This window comes from Neptunicoccus cionae, assembly GCF_014643735.1.
Lineage (GTDB): Bacteria > Pseudomonadota > Alphaproteobacteria > Rhodobacterales > Rhodobacteraceae > Amylibacter > Amylibacter cionae.
This window is the reverse complement of record NZ_BMKA01000009.1, coordinates 1-16,015: the sequence shown is the minus strand read 5'-3', so window position 1 is coordinate 16,015 and position 16,015 is coordinate 1. Positions and strand designations below refer to the sequence as shown.

General features: G+C 54.2%; 15 protein-coding genes. 5 read left to right on the top strand and 10 right to left on the bottom strand.

Features of this window, described 5'->3' with window-relative positions; translation table 11 throughout:
* Window positions 1-26: 26 nt before the first annotated feature.
* The 3 genes from IEX10_RS18265 to IEX10_RS18255 are packed head-to-tail and all read right to left on the bottom strand — an operon-like array spanning window position 27 to window position 5,005.
* On the bottom strand, window positions 27-2,093 hold the full coding sequence (locus IEX10_RS18265) for a type IV secretory system conjugative DNA transfer family protein (protein WP_188678610.1): 2,067 nt from the start codon (window positions 2,091-2,093) through the stop codon (window positions 27-29).
* On the bottom strand, window positions 2,086-4,443 hold the full coding sequence (locus tag IEX10_RS18260) for a relaxase/mobilization nuclease domain-containing protein (RefSeq protein ID WP_188678608.1): 2,358 nt from the start codon (window positions 4,441-4,443) through the stop codon (window positions 2,086-2,088). Before IEX10_RS18260 ends, IEX10_RS18265 begins: the two co-directional genes overlap by 8 nt.
* Window positions 4,430-5,005: a transposase gene (locus IEX10_RS18255; RefSeq protein WP_188678601.1), complete on the bottom strand. Its 576-nt coding sequence runs from the start codon at window positions 5,003-5,005 to the stop codon at window positions 4,430-4,432. Before IEX10_RS18255 ends, IEX10_RS18260 begins: the two co-directional genes overlap by 14 nt.
* A 669-nt stretch (window positions 5,006-5,674) precedes the next feature.
* Here IEX10_RS18255 and IEX10_RS18250 point away from each other — a divergent pair.
* The 3 genes from IEX10_RS18250 to IEX10_RS18240 all read left to right on the top strand — a co-directional run bounded on the left by IEX10_RS18250 (window position 5,675) and on the right by IEX10_RS18240 (window position 7,904).
* Window positions 5,675-6,388, top strand: a complete 714-nt coding sequence (locus IEX10_RS18250; protein ID WP_188678599.1) for an AAA family ATPase — start codon at window positions 5,675-5,677, stop codon at window positions 6,386-6,388.
* Complete coding sequence (locus tag IEX10_RS18245; protein WP_188678597.1) at window positions 6,388-7,002, top strand: hypothetical protein; 615 nt, start codon at window positions 6,388-6,390, stop codon at window positions 7,000-7,002. The genes IEX10_RS18250 and IEX10_RS18245 overlap by 1 nt, the downstream gene beginning before the upstream one ends.
* Before the next feature lie 485 nt (window positions 7,003-7,487).
* Window positions 7,488-7,904, top strand: a complete 417-nt coding sequence (locus IEX10_RS18240; RefSeq protein ID WP_188678596.1) for a hypothetical protein — start codon at window positions 7,488-7,490, stop codon at window positions 7,902-7,904.
* Window positions 7,905-8,090: 186 nt separating this feature from the next.
* Here the strand turns inward: IEX10_RS18240 and IEX10_RS18235 are convergent, their stop codons facing one another.
* The gene (locus IEX10_RS18235; RefSeq protein ID WP_188678595.1) at window positions 8,091-8,984 is read right to left on the bottom strand and encodes an ArdC family protein; all 894 of its coding nucleotides are present in this window, start codon (window positions 8,982-8,984) and stop codon (window positions 8,091-8,093) included.
* 707 nt (window positions 8,985-9,691) lie between these two features.
* Between IEX10_RS18235 and IEX10_RS18230 the strand changes: the two genes are divergently transcribed.
* Window positions 9,692-10,312, top strand: a complete 621-nt coding sequence (locus IEX10_RS18230) for a hypothetical protein (protein ID WP_188678594.1) — start codon at window positions 9,692-9,694, stop codon at window positions 10,310-10,312.
* Between the two features lie 225 nt (window positions 10,313-10,537).
* Here IEX10_RS18230 and IEX10_RS18225 read toward each other — a convergent pair whose 3' ends face one another.
* On the bottom strand, window positions 10,538-10,885 hold the full coding sequence (locus IEX10_RS18225) for a single-stranded DNA-binding protein (protein WP_188678593.1): 348 nt from the start codon (window positions 10,883-10,885) through the stop codon (window positions 10,538-10,540).
* A gap of 468 nt (window positions 10,886-11,353) precedes the next feature.
* Here IEX10_RS18225 and IEX10_RS18220 point away from each other — a divergent pair, with 468 nt between their 5' ends.
* Complete coding sequence (locus IEX10_RS18220; protein ID WP_188678592.1) at window positions 11,354-11,803, top strand: thermonuclease family protein; 450 nt, start codon at window positions 11,354-11,356, stop codon at window positions 11,801-11,803.
* Window positions 11,804-12,000: 197 nt separating this feature from the next.
* Here IEX10_RS18220 and IEX10_RS18215 read toward each other — a convergent pair whose 3' ends face one another.
* From IEX10_RS18215 to IEX10_RS20220, 5 genes are all read right to left on the bottom strand, one after another.
* Window positions 12,001-12,933, bottom strand: coding sequence for a hypothetical protein (locus IEX10_RS18215; protein WP_188678591.1), 933 nt, complete (start codon window positions 12,931-12,933; stop codon window positions 12,001-12,003).
* Window positions 12,933-13,385, bottom strand: a complete 453-nt coding sequence (locus tag IEX10_RS18210; RefSeq protein WP_188678588.1) for a type II toxin-antitoxin system VapC family toxin — start codon at window positions 13,383-13,385, stop codon at window positions 12,933-12,935. The genes IEX10_RS18215 and IEX10_RS18210 overlap by 1 nt, the downstream gene beginning before the upstream one ends.
* Window positions 13,382-13,621, bottom strand: coding sequence for a FitA-like ribbon-helix-helix domain-containing protein (locus tag IEX10_RS18205; RefSeq protein WP_188678586.1), 240 nt, complete (start codon window positions 13,619-13,621; stop codon window positions 13,382-13,384). The genes IEX10_RS18210 and IEX10_RS18205 overlap by 4 nt, the downstream gene beginning before the upstream one ends.
* A 137-nt stretch (window positions 13,622-13,758) precedes the next feature.
* Window positions 13,759-15,570, bottom strand: a complete 1,812-nt coding sequence (locus IEX10_RS18200; RefSeq protein WP_188678584.1) for a ParB/RepB/Spo0J family partition protein — start codon at window positions 15,568-15,570, stop codon at window positions 13,759-13,761.
* A 249-nt stretch (window positions 15,571-15,819) separates the two neighbouring features.
* Window positions 15,820-15,927 (bottom strand): DUF3768 domain-containing protein, encoded by a 108-nt coding sequence (locus tag IEX10_RS20220; RefSeq protein ID WP_373287556.1) that lies wholly within the window; start codon window positions 15,925-15,927, stop codon window positions 15,820-15,822.
* Between the last annotated feature and the right edge of the window lie 88 nt (window positions 15,928-16,015).

Here is a 16,015-nt window from a genome sequence, read left to right as displayed (position 1 = left end):
GGCCTTCTTCTGTCTTTCGAGGATACTCACGCTGTAGCGTAAGTTTTCTGGACCCCCTGCCCTTCTTCGACAATTACCGCCTCTAATTCGGCCAGCTCGTTTGTAGCCGCATCAAGCGCTCCAAGATCAGCATCTGAGACAACCGCCGGATCGGGAATATCGAGCCGCTGTTGCACAGATAAATTGAACTTGCCTTGACGGTCCTCAAAGTCACGTGTCACCTGAACAACAGCCTTCGCCTTGCGCTTTCGCGCCGAGGTTTTAACCGTAGCCCGATGAGGCTGGTTGCTGGTAAGGGCCACGGACGCATCCCTGTCTGTGATGGTCCTATCGGCCTTTTTCGCCACCTCGGACCCTGCCCCGTCTTCGGGCATCGGAGCGGGCGCGGATGGAGCCTCTAGCCCAGTCTCGGCCACGTCCGGTGCTGTATCAGTCGTGAGTGTCGTTTCGGGAAACGGCAGCCCACCTGTTTGCGCCTCGCTGATCAACTTGAAAAACGGATCGTCATAATACTTGATGCGCTTCGCCCGGATCGGCATTTGTGCATCCACAACGATAATAACATCATCGAGCGGCAACCTCCTTGCTTCATCCTCCGGCAGCAACGACGTTTCTTCCGTTCGTTCCGACATGCTTCGGCCTTCAAATGGGTTTCTCCCGATGGAGCGAGACCGTGTGACAACCCGCTTGGTGGTCTTGCCAACAGCTTTGCTCAGTTCTTCGACTGTCTTTTCATCAGATGGGGTCAAATACAGCTTCACACCTGCGTTGCCCTGCAAGGCACGGCGGGTGTTTTCGCCGTAGATCTCATCTAGGGCCGGGATCGTTTGGGTGACGATTGCCAGATGGGCTTTATATGAGCGCAGCGTTTCAATGCTGTCTGTAACAATCGGCATTTTTCCAAGACGGTTGAACTCGTCCAGCATGATCATGACTGGCCAAGGTTCGTCCGGACCAGGTTCTTTGTCCTGCAAAGATGAAATCAAGTCAGAGAAAAACAGTCGGATCAGAGGCGCCAGTGGCTTCACCATGTTGGGCGAGACCACAAGGAAAACGGAAAAAGGTTTCTTGCGGATGGTTCTGAAATCGAAATCCGAAACCTGCGTGGCCTTGTCGATCGCTGGATTGCTCCATTGATCGAGGCCGGAAGTCATCAACAACGACACATAGGAAGTCAGCGTATCGTTGTTGGTTGATGCCAGCCGCTCAAAGATCAGCTTCGCGGCACGATTCTGCACCTCATCTCGGCGTTTCATGAACTCTTTTTGTTTGTTGCCACCGCTCGCGCTGATTTGGTAAATCTCGCCCAGAGTTGGCCGGCCGCGCTCGAACGCCAACAGACCGGCAGCGACAAAGAGATCAATACCGCCTTTCAAGAGACCCTGTACCCTGTCGCTGTCAGCCTGCAAAAACAACGATGCAAGCAACTGCAATTCCATCTGCTGCCGATCTGAATCTTCAAGTTCTGCGATGCGCAGCAAGGGGTTATACCGATGGCTACGCCGGTCATGCCAGTCGGTTGGTGCAAATCGGAAAATCTCGTCACCTTGTGACGCTCGATGACGGGCGGTCGCTTCGAAGTTTTCACCCTTGACGTCTAGCACCACGGCAGACCCCTTGAAGGTCAACAGGTTCGGAATAACAAAGCCGGTCGTTTTACCTCTACCGGTTGGCGCAACGATCAACGCATGTGGATAGATTTTCGAGCTAATCATCGCCTTGTTACTCTTTGGCTTACCCAACTTGCCCAGGATAAACCCGCTGCCGGGTGTATTGAAAAAGCCGTTCTTTCGCATGTGTGCAGGCTTTTGCCATTGGGTTCTGCCAAACTTAGTCAGCGCGTTCCCTGACAGCACGGCGCTGAGAAGAAGACCAGCAAGCCCGAACCCGCCGACGATCAAATTGACCAGGCGAAAGTCCTCTGGCCGATATGTTCGCATCCCAAGGTAGTTTTGGGCCAACAACCAAAAGTCCAGATCGGCCCGTATGCCATAGTCTCGGAACGTCAGGAACGCTGTCGCCACGACATACCCGAAAATCAGTGACAAAATGGTCAGAAGAAAAATCCCGACCGCGATTTTGCCCTTATCCATGAGTCTGTCCTTTCTCGGAATTCGCGTGGACATGCTTCAACCGCTGCGCATCATATTCTTCCTCGGCAATCTCCGAGACGACTTCGCGGGTCGCTTCACTACTCGAGGTCGCCTCATCTGATTGCAGATAGGCTTTGGCGGCGTAGAGACGGTCCAGCCTATTATCTATGAGCTCCGAAAGCGCTTCGCTGTCACCGTTGCGCAATTCTTCAAGTCGTTCGTCGTTAAGTTCCCGTTCGATCTCTCCACGATAAATTTCACGGCTGCGGTCGTCGGAGAATGGTGAATTGATTTTGTCGTTGCGCTCATGTTCGATCACGCGGGCAATCTCCGGCGATGCCACAACGCGCTGTTCGACAACTATGCGGTCGCTCTCGCGCACATATCCTTCTGGGGGTCGAATAATATCTGTGGCTCTATCCCATGCCCTCGACGCAAGCGCCGCGTGGGTCGCAGACTTCGCCGCAAACGCCTTGAAATCACCGTTGGCAACTTTGACTTGTTCACGCCCGTACTCTCTGGCGTCGCTGTCGTCGGAATAGCCATAGTTGAAGTCAGTTTTGGCAAACCGGTCTTCCATGGCTTCAAAAGCGCGGCGATCGTCCGGCGAAACACCCACAAGTTCAGGGTTGTCGTCGATGCGCCGTGTAACTGCATCCTCAATGTCAAAGCTACGCTCAGCGATATGCGCATTTGAATAGCCTTGACCACGTAAACGGGCAACTTCCGCTGTAACACTCTCTGAAATCGCGTCTTCGCGGTCCTGTATCGCAATGCCCTCGCGCTCGGCTCTCTCAATACCTGCCACAAGCCTGTTGTCTTCGGCAGCATGTTCCACGCTATCTTGCCGCTCTGCTTCTTCCCTAAGAAACTCTTGGTATTCGGGGCTGTTCACGTCCACATCTGCAAGGGCGTCCACTTCAATGACGCCATCATCGCGCAGAACCTCGACCCGTTCCAAAGTCTGGCCCAACTGGACATGTACTTGATCCAGCTTTTCAGCCGCGATTGCCAAGTCCTCTTTCCGTTCAAGATTCAATCCTTCGTTCTTTGCAATCTTTGACAGGTCGTCGGCCATCCACCGCTGCTCAAGCCACGCATTGCTGGCCCCCTGCTCTACCCGCGCGATTACCGCCGAAGATGAAATGCCCGTGCCACGCAAAGCCGTTTCGATTTGCGCTCGCGTATCCGGCTCCCGCATGGAGGCAACAGCGTTTTTGTTGATATTCGCCTCGGAATAGACGCCCGTATCTGACGCCGCATCGTTTAGTGTCGCAGAACGGACGCCAACAGGCTGCATGTGAGCGACGTTGCGATAGATCGCGTCCAATTGCTTTTCATACTTGGCCTTCATTGCATCCGGTGCATCACGGACAAACTGTTCAACCCTCTCTGCACGCTCTGCAAAACGACTTCTCAGATCGTCAAAGGATTCTTGGGTCTCCATGTAAACTTCTCCATTCTGTTCAAGTTGCCCGCCCTGCCCCAGCATTTCACTGGCAAGGATCAAGGCGTTTGATATGTCTTCCCGGTTCTCAGCTGACGCCTCTGCGGCCAACGAGCGGTAAATCCTGGACGTGGTTGCGATTTCCGCCAACGCGCGGTCCAGGTCACGTCCGACCCTTTCACGGGCTTTGGGTTCGCGACCTTCTTCCTTGGCCGCGTAAATCTCTTCCGCTTTGGGTGCGTAGGTCAGAACGCCGCGATCGATGCGCCGGGTTGCCTCAAGACGAACCCCAAATTTTTCTGCTTCTTCGACCATCGCGGTTCGGAAGTCGTCATAGTTGAAGTGGTGATCTCGACCGAGATAGAAATATTCACCTTCTTGGGAACGCCGGTTCAGCACCATATGGGCATGAGGGTGCGCCCTGTCCTCGTGAACCGCTATCAAATAGTCAAAATTCCGTTCATCGTTTGCAAAAAACCGCTCGGCTACGGCGGATGCTATGTCACGCACGTCTGCTCCCTTTGTCCCAACGGGAAACGACATGAGCATGTGCGTAGTGTGACCCATCTTTGGTCGGAAACCTTCGTCCCAACGGCTCGAGAAGCGATCTACAACAGACTTGATTTCGTCTGCACTCAACTGCTTCTTTCCATCGAGAACACTGCGGCTATCGACGATGAAGGATGATTTACTCGTGAGGTATTCGAGCTGATTGGAAAGCTGGCCCTTAGTGTGGGTGCCACCAGACCGAATGGCTTTGAACACCGCTGCTCGGTGGCCCTTTGCCGCCCTTGTCATTTGCTTGCGCTTTTCGCCCAACCCTTGCGTCGAACCGCGCACGCGGCTCCAACCCTCACGGAAAATCTCGCCGGTTACAGCACTAACTGCATCACTCTTCGCCATCGGCCAGCTCCTTCAACGCCTCGTTGACCAACAGGTTGATCCTATCTGTCCGCCGCCGAACCAGAAGGTCCACTTGATCTGCAAAATCCAGGACGAACCCAGTTAGGCTGCGCATCTGGGCCAAACTTGCCTGCCCGAAGGGGGGCCTAATCCCCTTGTTGTTGGCCTCATTCATTCGTTTGGCGATCTGCGTGACGTTGTTCCCGACACGATTAAGGGCCGCACGAAAGCCCTTCAGCTCGTCGGTCAGGTATTCGTCCGGCTGGAGAATCCCATTTGCAGCTTGGATCAATCGCCGCATCCCGTCGGATCGGCTGTTGACCCCATGCCGCCCAAGCAACGCCTCAAAGGTTCGCAATTCCTCTGGTGTTACAGTTGTTCCGATTTGTGCAGTCCTAATGCCGCTGTCGCGTTTTCGCATCTGTTCCTTGCGAACTGTGTACTGGATTGTTCTCGGCGTAACGTCGAAACGCTTCCCAAGTACCTGAGCGGAGACGCCTCTTCGCGATTCACGGACGATTTCCAATCGCTCCAAATCAGATAAGCGGTGGCGTTTAGCCATTGCGAACATACACTCCCTATTTCCTGCCAACTTCATACAATCACTTAGGCTTTGACGCAATTATAATAATGTGGCTACCACTATAATATTGTCAAAGCCGCTAAAAGTGAATTGTATTCCGCTGCAAACCGAACCCTCGGGGTGAGGTTGTCGAGCCAGGAGCGAGACCGGCCATAAACCGAAGGTGACGGCCCGATCTTGTATAATGGCCGCTGAGCGGCCTCCGTGCTCCTTCCGCACCCCCTCCCCTCGGCAAGAGAGAATGGTGCCTTAACGGGGCGCTCCGCGGCTCAGGCGCGATGTTATACCCCCTGCCCTACCCTCGTTCTTTGAATTCCGGCTGCTTTGCGTGGGTCTAGAAGCACGAAACACGTCACACGTAACACGTAACACGATACATGCCACACACCGCCCGATACACGCTACAAATAACAATCAACACGATACCTGCTACTCGTAACAGGAAACAGGAAACAGGAAACAGGAAACAGGAAACATGCTTACCGATATATGATACACGCAACACGATACATGCGACAGGCAACACGCCACAAGTAACAGTTGACACGAAACACTTATCCAGCAACATGCTACACGATACATGTGGCACGTAACACAGCACGCGAAACATGATCCACGAAACAAGAAACACGATTGAGGTCAAGAAACATGCCAAACGAAAATATGAAGGTCATTTCGGTCATGACCCGAAAAGGTGGAGCTGGAAAAACAACGCTGACCCGAGCGCTAGTGAGCGCCGCCATGTCACGCGGCAAACGCTGCCTTGTTTTCGACGCCGACCCACAGCAGGCACTCGTAAGATGGGCAACCAAACTCCAACTGAATGACCCCTTGTTCAAAATAGAACCGCTAACAAAAGCCAGTGAGCTGGAACAAAAGGCCGAAGAAGCTTACCAAAGCAACACAGCGGATTATGTGTTCGTGGACACAATCGGCGCAGCTGGTGCTTGGGCCGATGATCTGGCATCTGAAAGCGACGCAATCGTTGTTCCGATGATGCTAAGTGATGACGATCTGGAAATTACAACGGACACGTTCAACTGGTATGTTGGACTACGCGAGCGGGCCGACGATCCCGAAGCACTACCAAGTTTCCATGTGGTACTGTCGGCGGTGCCTCCAAAACAGAGCAAAGCCGAAACAGAAGTTGAGCGAAAAGCCCTGAAAAATTTTCCGGTCTTGGACGATTACTTCATGGCGCGAAAACAGCATAAGGACGCTGCCGCCGATGGCTTCATTCACTCCATTGCCCAAGCCCGCCGCGAAAGCAAAAACCCGTTGATGCGGGTTCATGCGAAGCACTTTGAAGAAGCGCTTGAAGAAGCATCTTCCATTCTTGATGCGCTGACAGGGGACAGCTGATGGCACGGAAGAAGAAACCCAAAATCTCAGGTTCAGACCCGTCATATACTTCGGATTTCACCGAATACACGAGGCTCCCAACAAATAAGCCGCCAGAGGTTCAAGAACCAAAGGCTGCACCCGAGCCTCAATCTGAACCGGCCCAGCAAACGGAAAAAACGGTACCTGCCCCGAGGACACGGAAACCAAAGGCTAAACCGACAAAGTCGGCAGAACCAGAGAAAACTGACGCGCCTGAGCCCGCAAAGCATCCCGGCTCCAAACGAGAAATCACACTCACCGCCGCTGTAAAAGTCGAACAGCACAAAAAGCTAGAAGACCTCGAAGGCAAAGGACTTGCTCAGAAGGATGTCATTGCGCTCGCCGGACGGCGAGCAATCGAACGCTTCGATCCAAAGCCCGAGTTTGTCGACAAACCAGAAGCAGAGCGTGGACCCATGCGCGAGGGATACCGTAGCAGCAAACGCATAGATGCTGCCATGATTGACAGGCTACGTAATCAACAGGACCCTTTGCGATTGTCCTCTGACGCTGCGATGGTGCGCGGACAGTTTGAAATACTATTCTGGTCGTGCCTCGATGAAGTCATTGAAGAACTGAACAGCAAGTATTGATAGAAGGCGCGGCAAGCCGCGCAAATAATCCTTTGAAGGGGGAAGGAGTTTCGGCTTCCTTCCCCCTGAAACAAAATAGACAGGGCCGTGTCCTCGCGCTTTGCGCTGCGGGCCGCACCAACCCCGTCGATTTGGTTTCACCCCCATCCTCTCAAGCTCCGCGCATACTCAGGGGTAAGCAGCCGCTTACCCTTTTCCAATTAAGGAATTCGGGCAGGGGAAGTGCTGTTCTCAGTGCAGACAGAGGAAAACCCATGGCACACAACAAGAGGCTCGAAGCGAAGCCAATAATACGAATTTTGGACAGAAAAACGCGCGAAGTGGTGGGCTGGCTCTATGAATGGAACACGGGTGAGCGGGTGCCAATGTGGAAGGACGGATGCAAGACGGATGTGGTGTACGAATAAAGCCGCCGATCGCGGATGATCAGCTTGGTCAACGGACGGAAAAATTGCTAGGCTGTCTCCCAAGAAAGGACCCGGCCTATGCTTTTCCGTAAATCTCTGATTTTTGGCACGCTTTTTGGCCTCCTTCCGCTCTCTGCCGCTGCCTGGGAACACAGCGTGGAACGCGGCGTTGATCTTTATCAGGCACTTGATGGTAGCGTTTCGCTGTCGTTGATTTGCGACCCTAATTCTGTCTATGGAACAACGGCTAGCGCGGTCATGGTCGGCGTCGGTACCGAACTGGAAATGAACGTGCCTGTGACGTTCCGTTTTCCCGATCTGATCACAATTCAAGTCACCTTGGTCTATGGCCGAGTTTCCAAAGCCGATAACAAAGGCGGGGCTTGGGAACCATTGCTAACAGGATTTCGGACCCATGACGCCGTTGCGGTGTTTGTCGGTGACGAAATCCATGAAGTAAACCTGGGCGTCCCCCTGCCGTTTAGTTGCCTGTGATCTGGCCCGTAGGGCCATCGCGCGAAGCGCAGGGCGGGGCAGGGGGCGGGCGCAGCTCTTCCCCTGCCGCGTCACCCCCACCGGCACAGAAACTGCCCCGCCGTTGCAGGCTGGGGCAGGTATCGGCCAGATAAGCCAACAGGGAGTAGGATTAGCCTATCATCCTTGGGCCGACACTCACTAAACCTATGCGGCCGCCCTTCTTTCTGATTTGCTGACAAGATCGTTGATGTAATCCAACGCTTTTTGCGCCTCTGCTGCTGCCTTGAAAATCATGTCCTTGTCCGATTTCAGGGCCTCAAGCCATTTTTCGATATAGGCCGCGCTCTGATCAAACTGCGGTTCAACGCCAAGCTGAACACACAAGAAACATGCGCCAATTTCAGCCACCAATTCGTCAAAGGCGTATTCTTTCTTGGTCACATTGGCCTTTTGGGTCGCTAGGCGCGGCTCTCCGCAAACCCAATGCGTCAACTCGTGCGCCTTCGTGGCATAATACCCCGACGCATCATAAAACGTCTGAATCGGCGGCATGTGGATGTGATCCTTGGCGGGGCTGTAGTAGGCCTGCGGTTTGTCCGACGTGACAATCTCCGCGCCGGACGCCTCAAAGAAGGCTTCAAGGGCGGGGTCTTCGACAGTGCCAAGATCGCGGGGCGGTTCGGGCCGCACATAGTATTCTTCGGGCAAGCCGTCGATCTGATCAGCGTTAAAAACATTGTTGGTTTTGGCAAACCGAATTTTGCGCTTTCCCTCTTCACCTTCTGCGGCGTTCTCGTCTTTGCGTTCAAGCGATCCATAAAAAACCGATTTCGTGGCCCTCTGGCCTTTTTCCACACATCCACCTAACTCCAACGCTTGTTTGAAAGTCATCCAGCGCGCTGAGTTATAGCCTTTCACATGGGCAGTCGCCCAAAGCATCAGAATATTGATGCCTTTGTATTGTTCGCCATTGTGCCGCAACGGGAAACACGCGCCAGCCGCGTCACCAGTCCACGGTTTGCGCCAAGGCGGTGTGCCTGCCTCAATCTGCGCGACAATCGTATCTGTGACGTGCTGTTTAATATCGACTTTTGCCATAAACTTAGTCCTTCGTGGTGTGGGCGGGGTCATTGCCCCTTTGCAATGGTTTTTTGGACAACCGCTGAAAGCGGCTGCTCCTGAAAACCTGACCCGCTGGCGAAGCGTGGGGGGTAGCAAGGGCAACAGGAATCGACAGGTTTGGTGCGGCCCGCAGCCGAAGGCGAGGACACGGGCCTGTCTATTCCTGTTGACCGCGCGAGGGGGCGAAGTCCCCTTAGCGACGTGACGCTGTGGCGTTCGGCTCGCCCGAACCCCAAGTCACCAAGAAAAATTTTGGATCGACCGAGATCCGATGCCCCATGCGACCGTCACCCGAATGGGCAGATCGGCGTGACTCTGGGCAGGGCATGAGACAAAGGACGGATCGCGGCTCGGAGAGACGCGACCAGGACTATTGGATCAGCACGCACAGAGGCGTGTCGTTCTGGGCGAAAGCCGGTCTGCCGGCTGAAGACTAGGGCGCGGTGACACGGCCAAAAAGGCCGGGGCAGGGGCCATGTGAAACGTCAGACGACTATGACCTTCACGTCACAAACTGACCCAACATGAAAACCCGGACCCTCGCGCCGGATACGGCAAAGAACCCATACACACCAAGCTTCTGCAAGGTAGCGAGGGGCAGCTTTTGAAGTTTCTTTAATTCACCTACAAGGGTTAGTACGACTAAAGCCACAAGCGCACAGCCTGCTCATCGGGGTTATCAAATGTATTCGCTGGATGAATTCAGAACACTCAAGGCGGGTTTCAGAGCCAAACTAAAGGCTCCAGCATCTAACGAACCGCTGATTTGCAATCTGCACGAATGCATGAACGCACCAGGGGCGATAGAAATTCGTTATGCGGACGGAACATCGGTGTCTCATGTTGCAGAGGCTTGTAATGTTGCTGCGATAGTGAATTCGGTGGATCGATTGTTGTCATTGCCAAGATCGACCGTAGCTTGCGAGGAACTTTCGGAGGTGTTGCTTCTTAGACTCGACGTTCTACGAGAGTATGTCCGGGATTTGATACCTTACGAGACGGACACTGAGGCTGCATCTGAAAAGCTAATTCGCGCTTGGGCGGGTTTTTTGAAACACCCACGAGGCTTTGTTCTCGCTCATAGATGTATAGTGGACTGGGCGGATTTTGAAGAAACCGTCGCACTCGACAACAGCGCTGTCATCGATTTTAGCGAGCTTCGCAGCATGAGGGACAAAGACCGCGAAAAGGATCGATTCAGGAATGCACCTGTTAGAGTGAGCCTACCCACTGTTGCCGAACTAGAGGAATTCTTCGAGGTTAGCTGTACGCGAATGAAGCAAGCGATTGTTGAATACGCCTAGATTGCCTTTTCGATCGATGACGTCCGTCAATCTGGAGCTAGGGGCGTTATGGACCTATCCGACTTCGCAGACGCCAAGGCGGTCTTTGGCCTCTGAGGTCTGAATGTTTGAACCGTTCGGGGGTTTTCTTGTATTTCGGCATCGGGCCCACTCTAGTGAGGTCGAATTTCGGCTGACACGGAAACCGGAGTGTAAGGCGGGCCGTGGGACCCGCCTAGTCGGTCGTTAGTCTTGGTTGCGTTCCATCGACCGTTTCACCGATTGGGTGATGTTGTCGAAGTCATCCGCTGCCATCGTGATCCCGTATTCGGTCCCGCCATCTGTGTTTTCCCATTGGGTCTGGCGGATGGTCCCGCGCGCGTGAACAATGTCGCCGGGCTTGACGTTTTCTTTCGCCCACTTGATGACGTTCTCGTTGAAGATTGTCACTTCGTTCCAGAAGGGGTTGGACTGGAACTCGCCCCGGTTGTCCTTGCGGCCATACTCGGCGGCGATGCTGACCCGAAGGGTGCTGCCGACTTCTTTGGTTTTGCCGACGCGGCCCATGATCTGAAATTCTGCAAAGGTTCTCATTGTGGTGTCTCCTTGGTGAGAGTGCTTCGATAAAAAACGGTCATGCCAGTGTTCGATGCGATCAAACGAAAAAGCGGAGGGTCCGAACGATATTATAATATTGTTAGCAATATTTTATATCGGTTGGAAGCCGTTTTTTTGTTTGAAGGGGAGGGCGGTAGCCCGTTCCGGTCGCTAAGAGAAGACTGAGCAATGTTCCGTTTGAGAAACACGTCCAAGGGGATACTTGGGAACCTGGCCGCTCAGTTTTTGGGGGCCGGATAGAACCAAAGTAGTTGGTGGCGAGCGCAATGACAGCAACGCTTACGGCAATCGCTAGGACAGCCGAGGCGAGACCCAACCCCTAGAAGGGACCGAGGATCTTCGGTAGAACCGAAACAGGCGAAAGGTCATGCGCTGACAACTCATGCGTGTGTGGCCGAAGACCCTGAAGGAAAACCGGCGGGGCGGGGGGATTGCGAGCAAGGTATGACAGACACCACCAATATTGAACGGCGAAACCCAACCGAAAACCGCCAAGGCGGCACATGGTGCGTTTTGGCGGTCGTGCTGTTGAACAGATCAGTGTTGCCAGTGGCAAGCAAAGCCGAACCCGTACGACCGGCCTCAATCTACGTCATAGATGGCGACACTTTGGACATTGAAGGACAACGCTTCCGCTTAGTGGGCTATGACACACCAGAAACCTACCACGCGAAATGTGACTTTGAGCTGGCGCTTGGCAATGCTGCGACCAAGCGAGTGCGCGACCTAGTTGCATCCGGCCAATTACTCGATCTGGTTATTTTACCAGGTCGGGACAGATATGACCGCGGGTTGGCGCGGTTTTCAATCGGCGGGAAAAACCTCGCAGATATTTTGACCGGCGAAGGTCTGGCCTGGGCATATCAGGGCGGGCGACGTCAGAGCTGGTGCTGATCCCGCGATAGCGGTTCCGCGCGAATAGCGCAGGCCCATTGTGGTGGGGTGACGCCCTGCCACAATGGGCAATTATTTTGAGGTGGTGGCCCTGCCAAAAGCGCTGATCAAGCCAAGAGCGAGGGTCCGACACATCCAGCGGGGCAGGCCGCGCTGCTGGTATCTGTGTAAAGAGACCCGATGTAGCACAGTATTCATTATCGCGATGGTCCCATACGAGAGTCTGCGGGAACACGAGGCAACGAGGCTTTGCACCGCGCCGACTTTTCACCAAGAACCTCAAAGCGAATAACATCATCGAAGAACAAGGGGTAGTCGTTTGCATCAAACGGCTTGTTTCTAGTCAAAAGGTCAGCGTTTTTGATCTTGTCGGCTTTATCCAGCGCACGGCTGACATGCTTGCCGGAAAAAGCCCGGCTCAATGTGCGTTGGAACATCTGTGCATGATCGTCGGGATCGGCGCGACCCTTGGCATCCAGATAGTAGGTTCGTGCGGTTGTGTTCTCTGAAACAGCAACAGGCTCACCGTCTATCGTCAACAAGTGAAAATTCACCACCATGACCTTCTTGTTCGCCAGATTAGGAACCGGAATATCGCCTTGAGCGAAGGGTGTAATCCGATTGAAAGCGATGCGATATCCAACTTGCTCAGTAGGGTCTAATACGTAGTTGCGCAGCTTAGGTTTTAGCTCGTGCAGGACCAAATGGCCTGCCTCGATTTCTGTAACGTTATCGTTCCAGAAATCCAAACCCTCAGCGTTGATCTCGCGAGGCGTTGCCCGCCGCACATTGATGCGCCCTTTGTCTGCGATTGTTGGCATGTCGGCGTCGTGGTCCAACATCGAGAACACCGCTTGCATCGCTTTGCGGCGACGGCGCTGATCGACCAGAGGTTCGTCGGATCGGATTTTTTCAAAGTCGGTATCGGACAGGGAAAACCCAATGAAAAGGGGAGGCGAAAAAACCTCAAACTCAAAGCGTCCGTGTGCTCCTTGCGCTAGGTCTGGCCACATGTCGCCCACTGTTTGCGCAAGATCAGCGACGTAGGACGGTGTCGGTAAGTGGCCTATTGCCCTCATAGACCGTATCAGTTCGACCGTGGCCTCGGAGCCGAGCACTACACGCGACATCAATCGTCACCTTCTTGGTTTTCAGGGATGGGATCGTCTGCCTCCCATGGATTGATAACGTCTAGCTGCGCCGCCTCGAACGGAGCAACGTCGCGGGTCGCCACTGCACATTTTCGCCAAGACGCGATGGCAGCGATCAGACCGTCTTGAAAGCCGATTGCCAGACCGTTGCGGCGTGCTTCCCCGATGATACGTCCGAAAAGCATGGCGGCACCCAGGTCAAAGGTCAAAGTGCGCCCTTTGAACAACTGCGCCATGTCCTGCAAGCGGCGGTCCAAATCGTCACGACGCTTGCCAGTGTCCAGCTTGTGAATACCCGCGCTGATTTCGGCAATCGTAACCGTGGTTACAAACAATGCGTCCTCGGCCTGCCGATTGATCCAACCCAAAACCAACGGGTCGGGTGCCGGTTTCATGACTTCTGAAACAACGTTGGTATCGAGAACGATCATTTCAGGTCAATCGGCTCGTAGGGGGTTTTGTCTCGCTCAAGGTCAATGCCGGTAAGGTCGGCATCACTCCAAAACGCAGCCATCCGGTCGCCAAAGCCAAGACCGGAATCTGGCAACAGAGAACTTTCGAGAATCTCGCGGGCAACCGATTCCGCGCTGCGGTGCAGCTTATGTGCGCGGGCTTTCAACGCGCGGTGTGCTTCGGGGGCCAACTGGCGAACTAAAATCTGGGACACTGTAGGTCTCCTTTCCTTCAGATGATATCATTCCCGAGAAGTGATATCAAGCAAAAAGGACCCCGCCGTAGCGGAGCCAGTTGATCCTCACCACAAGGATACTTAGGGCAGGGCTCGCAAACGCCCTGCCACGTTGTCTAGGCCATGCCTTCGGGCAACCATTCAGCAATACGGTCGGCTTGCGCCTCTGTCAGTCCATACGCCTCTCGCACATCGCCATTTCCAAAGAGCGCTTCCAACTTTTCGGCCTTCTCACCCTTTTTGAGTTTGGCGAATGTCGTGGCGGTCGGATGATCCTCGTTGAGGTCCAACAGGTCGCGCCATTGCTGGGTCAGGTATGGCCCCCCGACACGGCCAAAGAAGTTCTCGGCATTCGGGGTGAAATTGTCACGAATATTGGTTTCAACCGCCTTGTCGATCACCTCGGCCAGATCGGCGTCCACCGTCAGCAGAGACGCAAGATGGCGGATGATTTCCTCCATGATGAACTCTGGACCCTTGGCCTTGTAGGCGCGAAACACACGAGCCATGTCACTGCCGTACTTGGCACAGGGGGTCGGCTTGGTCAGCCGCTCGTCCAAACCATAGCCCGACATTTCAGTTGTCGGGACGTTTGGCACCTCGTCTTTGCGCAAACCAAAGACGCGTGAGTAGCCAGATTTACCAGAGAGTTGGAAGGCAAAGAGTGCCAGCACCAATTCTGGATCGCGCAGGGCAGCATGTTGACGTGCCCCTGTTGTAATGCGTTCAAGATCAACCGCCAGTTTTTGCGAGATCGGGGATTTGGTCCCAGTGCTGCCTGCGTGGTTGGACTTGGCCAGAATGCCCGCTTCAATTGCGGCTTTCTTGTCTGCGCCCTTTACCAGACCTGCCTCAACCTGCAATGCACCACGATTGTCGATGTAGACCAAGACACCTGCATGGGCTTTTTGCGCGTCGGTAAACGACCCGTCCAAGACCGTTTGCAGATCATGCAGCCTGACGTGGCCCTCATCGCTCAAATCGTCAGCTTCGGCCAGTTCCGCCAAAGCCTCATATTCTTCGCTCTGCTCATCGGTTAGAGTGCCTCCTTCGGCGTAGATGCGGGACAGTTTCATCTCATCGATCTGATACCAGCCGATGTAGCTGTCACCGATGGACTCAGCCCATTTCCAGCCCTCGCCCTGCAATGTCGCCGCAGCTGCTTCCAATTTTTTACCGAACAATTCGTCCAAAATTGCAGGGTCATCGATAAGCGTTTCTTCGGCAAATAGATCGCTACCCGTGCGGCCCCCTGCCTCTTTGTAGGCATCAAGTCCAACAAACACGGCGCGGCGGTCACTGTCTTTCACGGCGTCAGGCTTGAGCATCTTTTTGATGCGGTGATCGCTTTCACCTTGGCTTCGGACCTGTTCGAGCACCTCCAAAGAGAGCTTTCCATCGTCGCTGATTGTGAAGGCGGCGGCGTTTGACAGGCTGATTTCGCCGTTGCGCAGGGCATCAATGACGGGATCGGGTAGATTGGCCAAGGCAAGGCGGCGGTAAACATGCGCCTCGGTGGCTCCATATGCCATTGCGATATCAGCCACGGTCGCCCCGCGTTTTTCCATTGCACCAAAGTCGCGGATTTCATCGGCGGGGTGCAAAGCTTCGCGCTGTGCGTTTTCGCTGGTGGCCCAAAACTGTGCCGTTTCCTGATCGGGTGCCATTTTGACGGTGATGGTCTGAAAGCGGGGATCGTCCTGCAATAGGGCCAAGGCGCGGTAGCGGCGTCCACCGACAACAACGCCGATACCACCTTTTTCGGCAAATCCTGCGATGTTCTGGATCAGTCCGTAGGCGCTAATGTTTTCCGCCAAGGAGAGAATACTGGCCTCATTGACGACACTGCGCGGGTTCAGATCAGAGATATGCAGGTCGGCAAAAGGGATTTCTTGAAGTGTTGCGGTGATTTGAGATTGGTCATTCATAGGTTCATTCCTTGATTTTCTTTGATGAGATTGGTAGGGATGCCCCACCCCGTGAGGGGTGAGGCGAGGGGGCTTAGGCCCCAACGTTGGTTTTCAAAAAGGCGAGGCCGATCTTGGCGGAGAGACCTCCCTTTTTGATAAGTTGAACGGCTTCTTGGCGCAGTTCATGCAATCGTTGCTTTGGCATATGTTCACCTCCTTTCCGGCGCGGGTTGCGCCTTGTGGAACCGCCCCGAAGGGCGATCTCACTTAGTATTCGGATGCATGTAGGACGGTCAGAACCCGCCGCGTCACAGCTACGTTGGCGGGGTCGTCGCTGCCCATGCAGTAGTCCCTATCGTAGAAGTTTCCATGCAGGAGGTCGCGCTTAGCGGATAGGTTTGGCGCACAATCAAAAGAGAGGAGATTTCCAAGATGATGACACCATCTATTGCGGCGACCTGCT

Excerpts from the sequence above, each read along its gene's own strand:
- IEX10_RS18215 (WP_188678591.1), bottom strand. The coding sequence starts at position 12,933 with ATGTCGCGTGTAGTGCTCGGCTCCGAGGCCACGGTCGAACTGATACGG.
- IEX10_RS18200 (WP_188678584.1), bottom strand. The coding sequence starts at position 15,570 with ATGAATGACCAATCTCAAATCACCGCAACACTTCAAGAAATCCCTTTT.
- IEX10_RS18245 (WP_188678597.1), top strand. The coding sequence starts at position 6,388 with ATGGCACGGAAGAAGAAACCCAAAATCTCAGGTTCAGACCCGTCATAT.
- IEX10_RS18235 (WP_188678595.1), bottom strand. The coding sequence starts at position 8,984 with ATGGCAAAAGTCGATATTAAACAGCACGTCACAGATACGATTGTCGCG.
- IEX10_RS18230 (WP_188678594.1), top strand. The coding sequence starts at position 9,692 with ATGTATTCGCTGGATGAATTCAGAACACTCAAGGCGGGTTTCAGAGCC.
- IEX10_RS18260 (WP_188678608.1), bottom strand. The coding sequence starts at position 4,443 with ATGGCGAAGAGTGATGCAGTTAGTGCTGTAACCGGCGAGATTTTCCGT.
- IEX10_RS18210 (WP_188678588.1), bottom strand. The coding sequence starts at position 13,385 with ATGATCGTTCTCGATACCAACGTTGTTTCAGAAGTCATGAAACCGGCA.
- IEX10_RS18220 (WP_188678592.1), top strand. The coding sequence starts at position 11,354 with ATGACAGACACCACCAATATTGAACGGCGAAACCCAACCGAAAACCGC.
- IEX10_RS18255 (WP_188678601.1), bottom strand. The coding sequence starts at position 5,005 with ATGGCTAAACGCCACCGCTTATCTGATTTGGAGCGATTGGAAATCGTC.
- IEX10_RS18250 (WP_188678599.1), top strand. The coding sequence starts at position 5,675 with ATGCCAAACGAAAATATGAAGGTCATTTCGGTCATGACCCGAAAAGGT.
- IEX10_RS18240 (WP_188678596.1), top strand. The coding sequence starts at position 7,488 with ATGCTTTTCCGTAAATCTCTGATTTTTGGCACGCTTTTTGGCCTCCTT.
- IEX10_RS18265 (WP_188678610.1), bottom strand. The coding sequence starts at position 2,093 with ATGGATAAGGGCAAAATCGCGGTCGGGATTTTTCTTCTGACCATTTTG.
- IEX10_RS18225 (WP_188678593.1), bottom strand. The coding sequence starts at position 10,885 with ATGAGAACCTTTGCAGAATTTCAGATCATGGGCCGCGTCGGCAAAACC.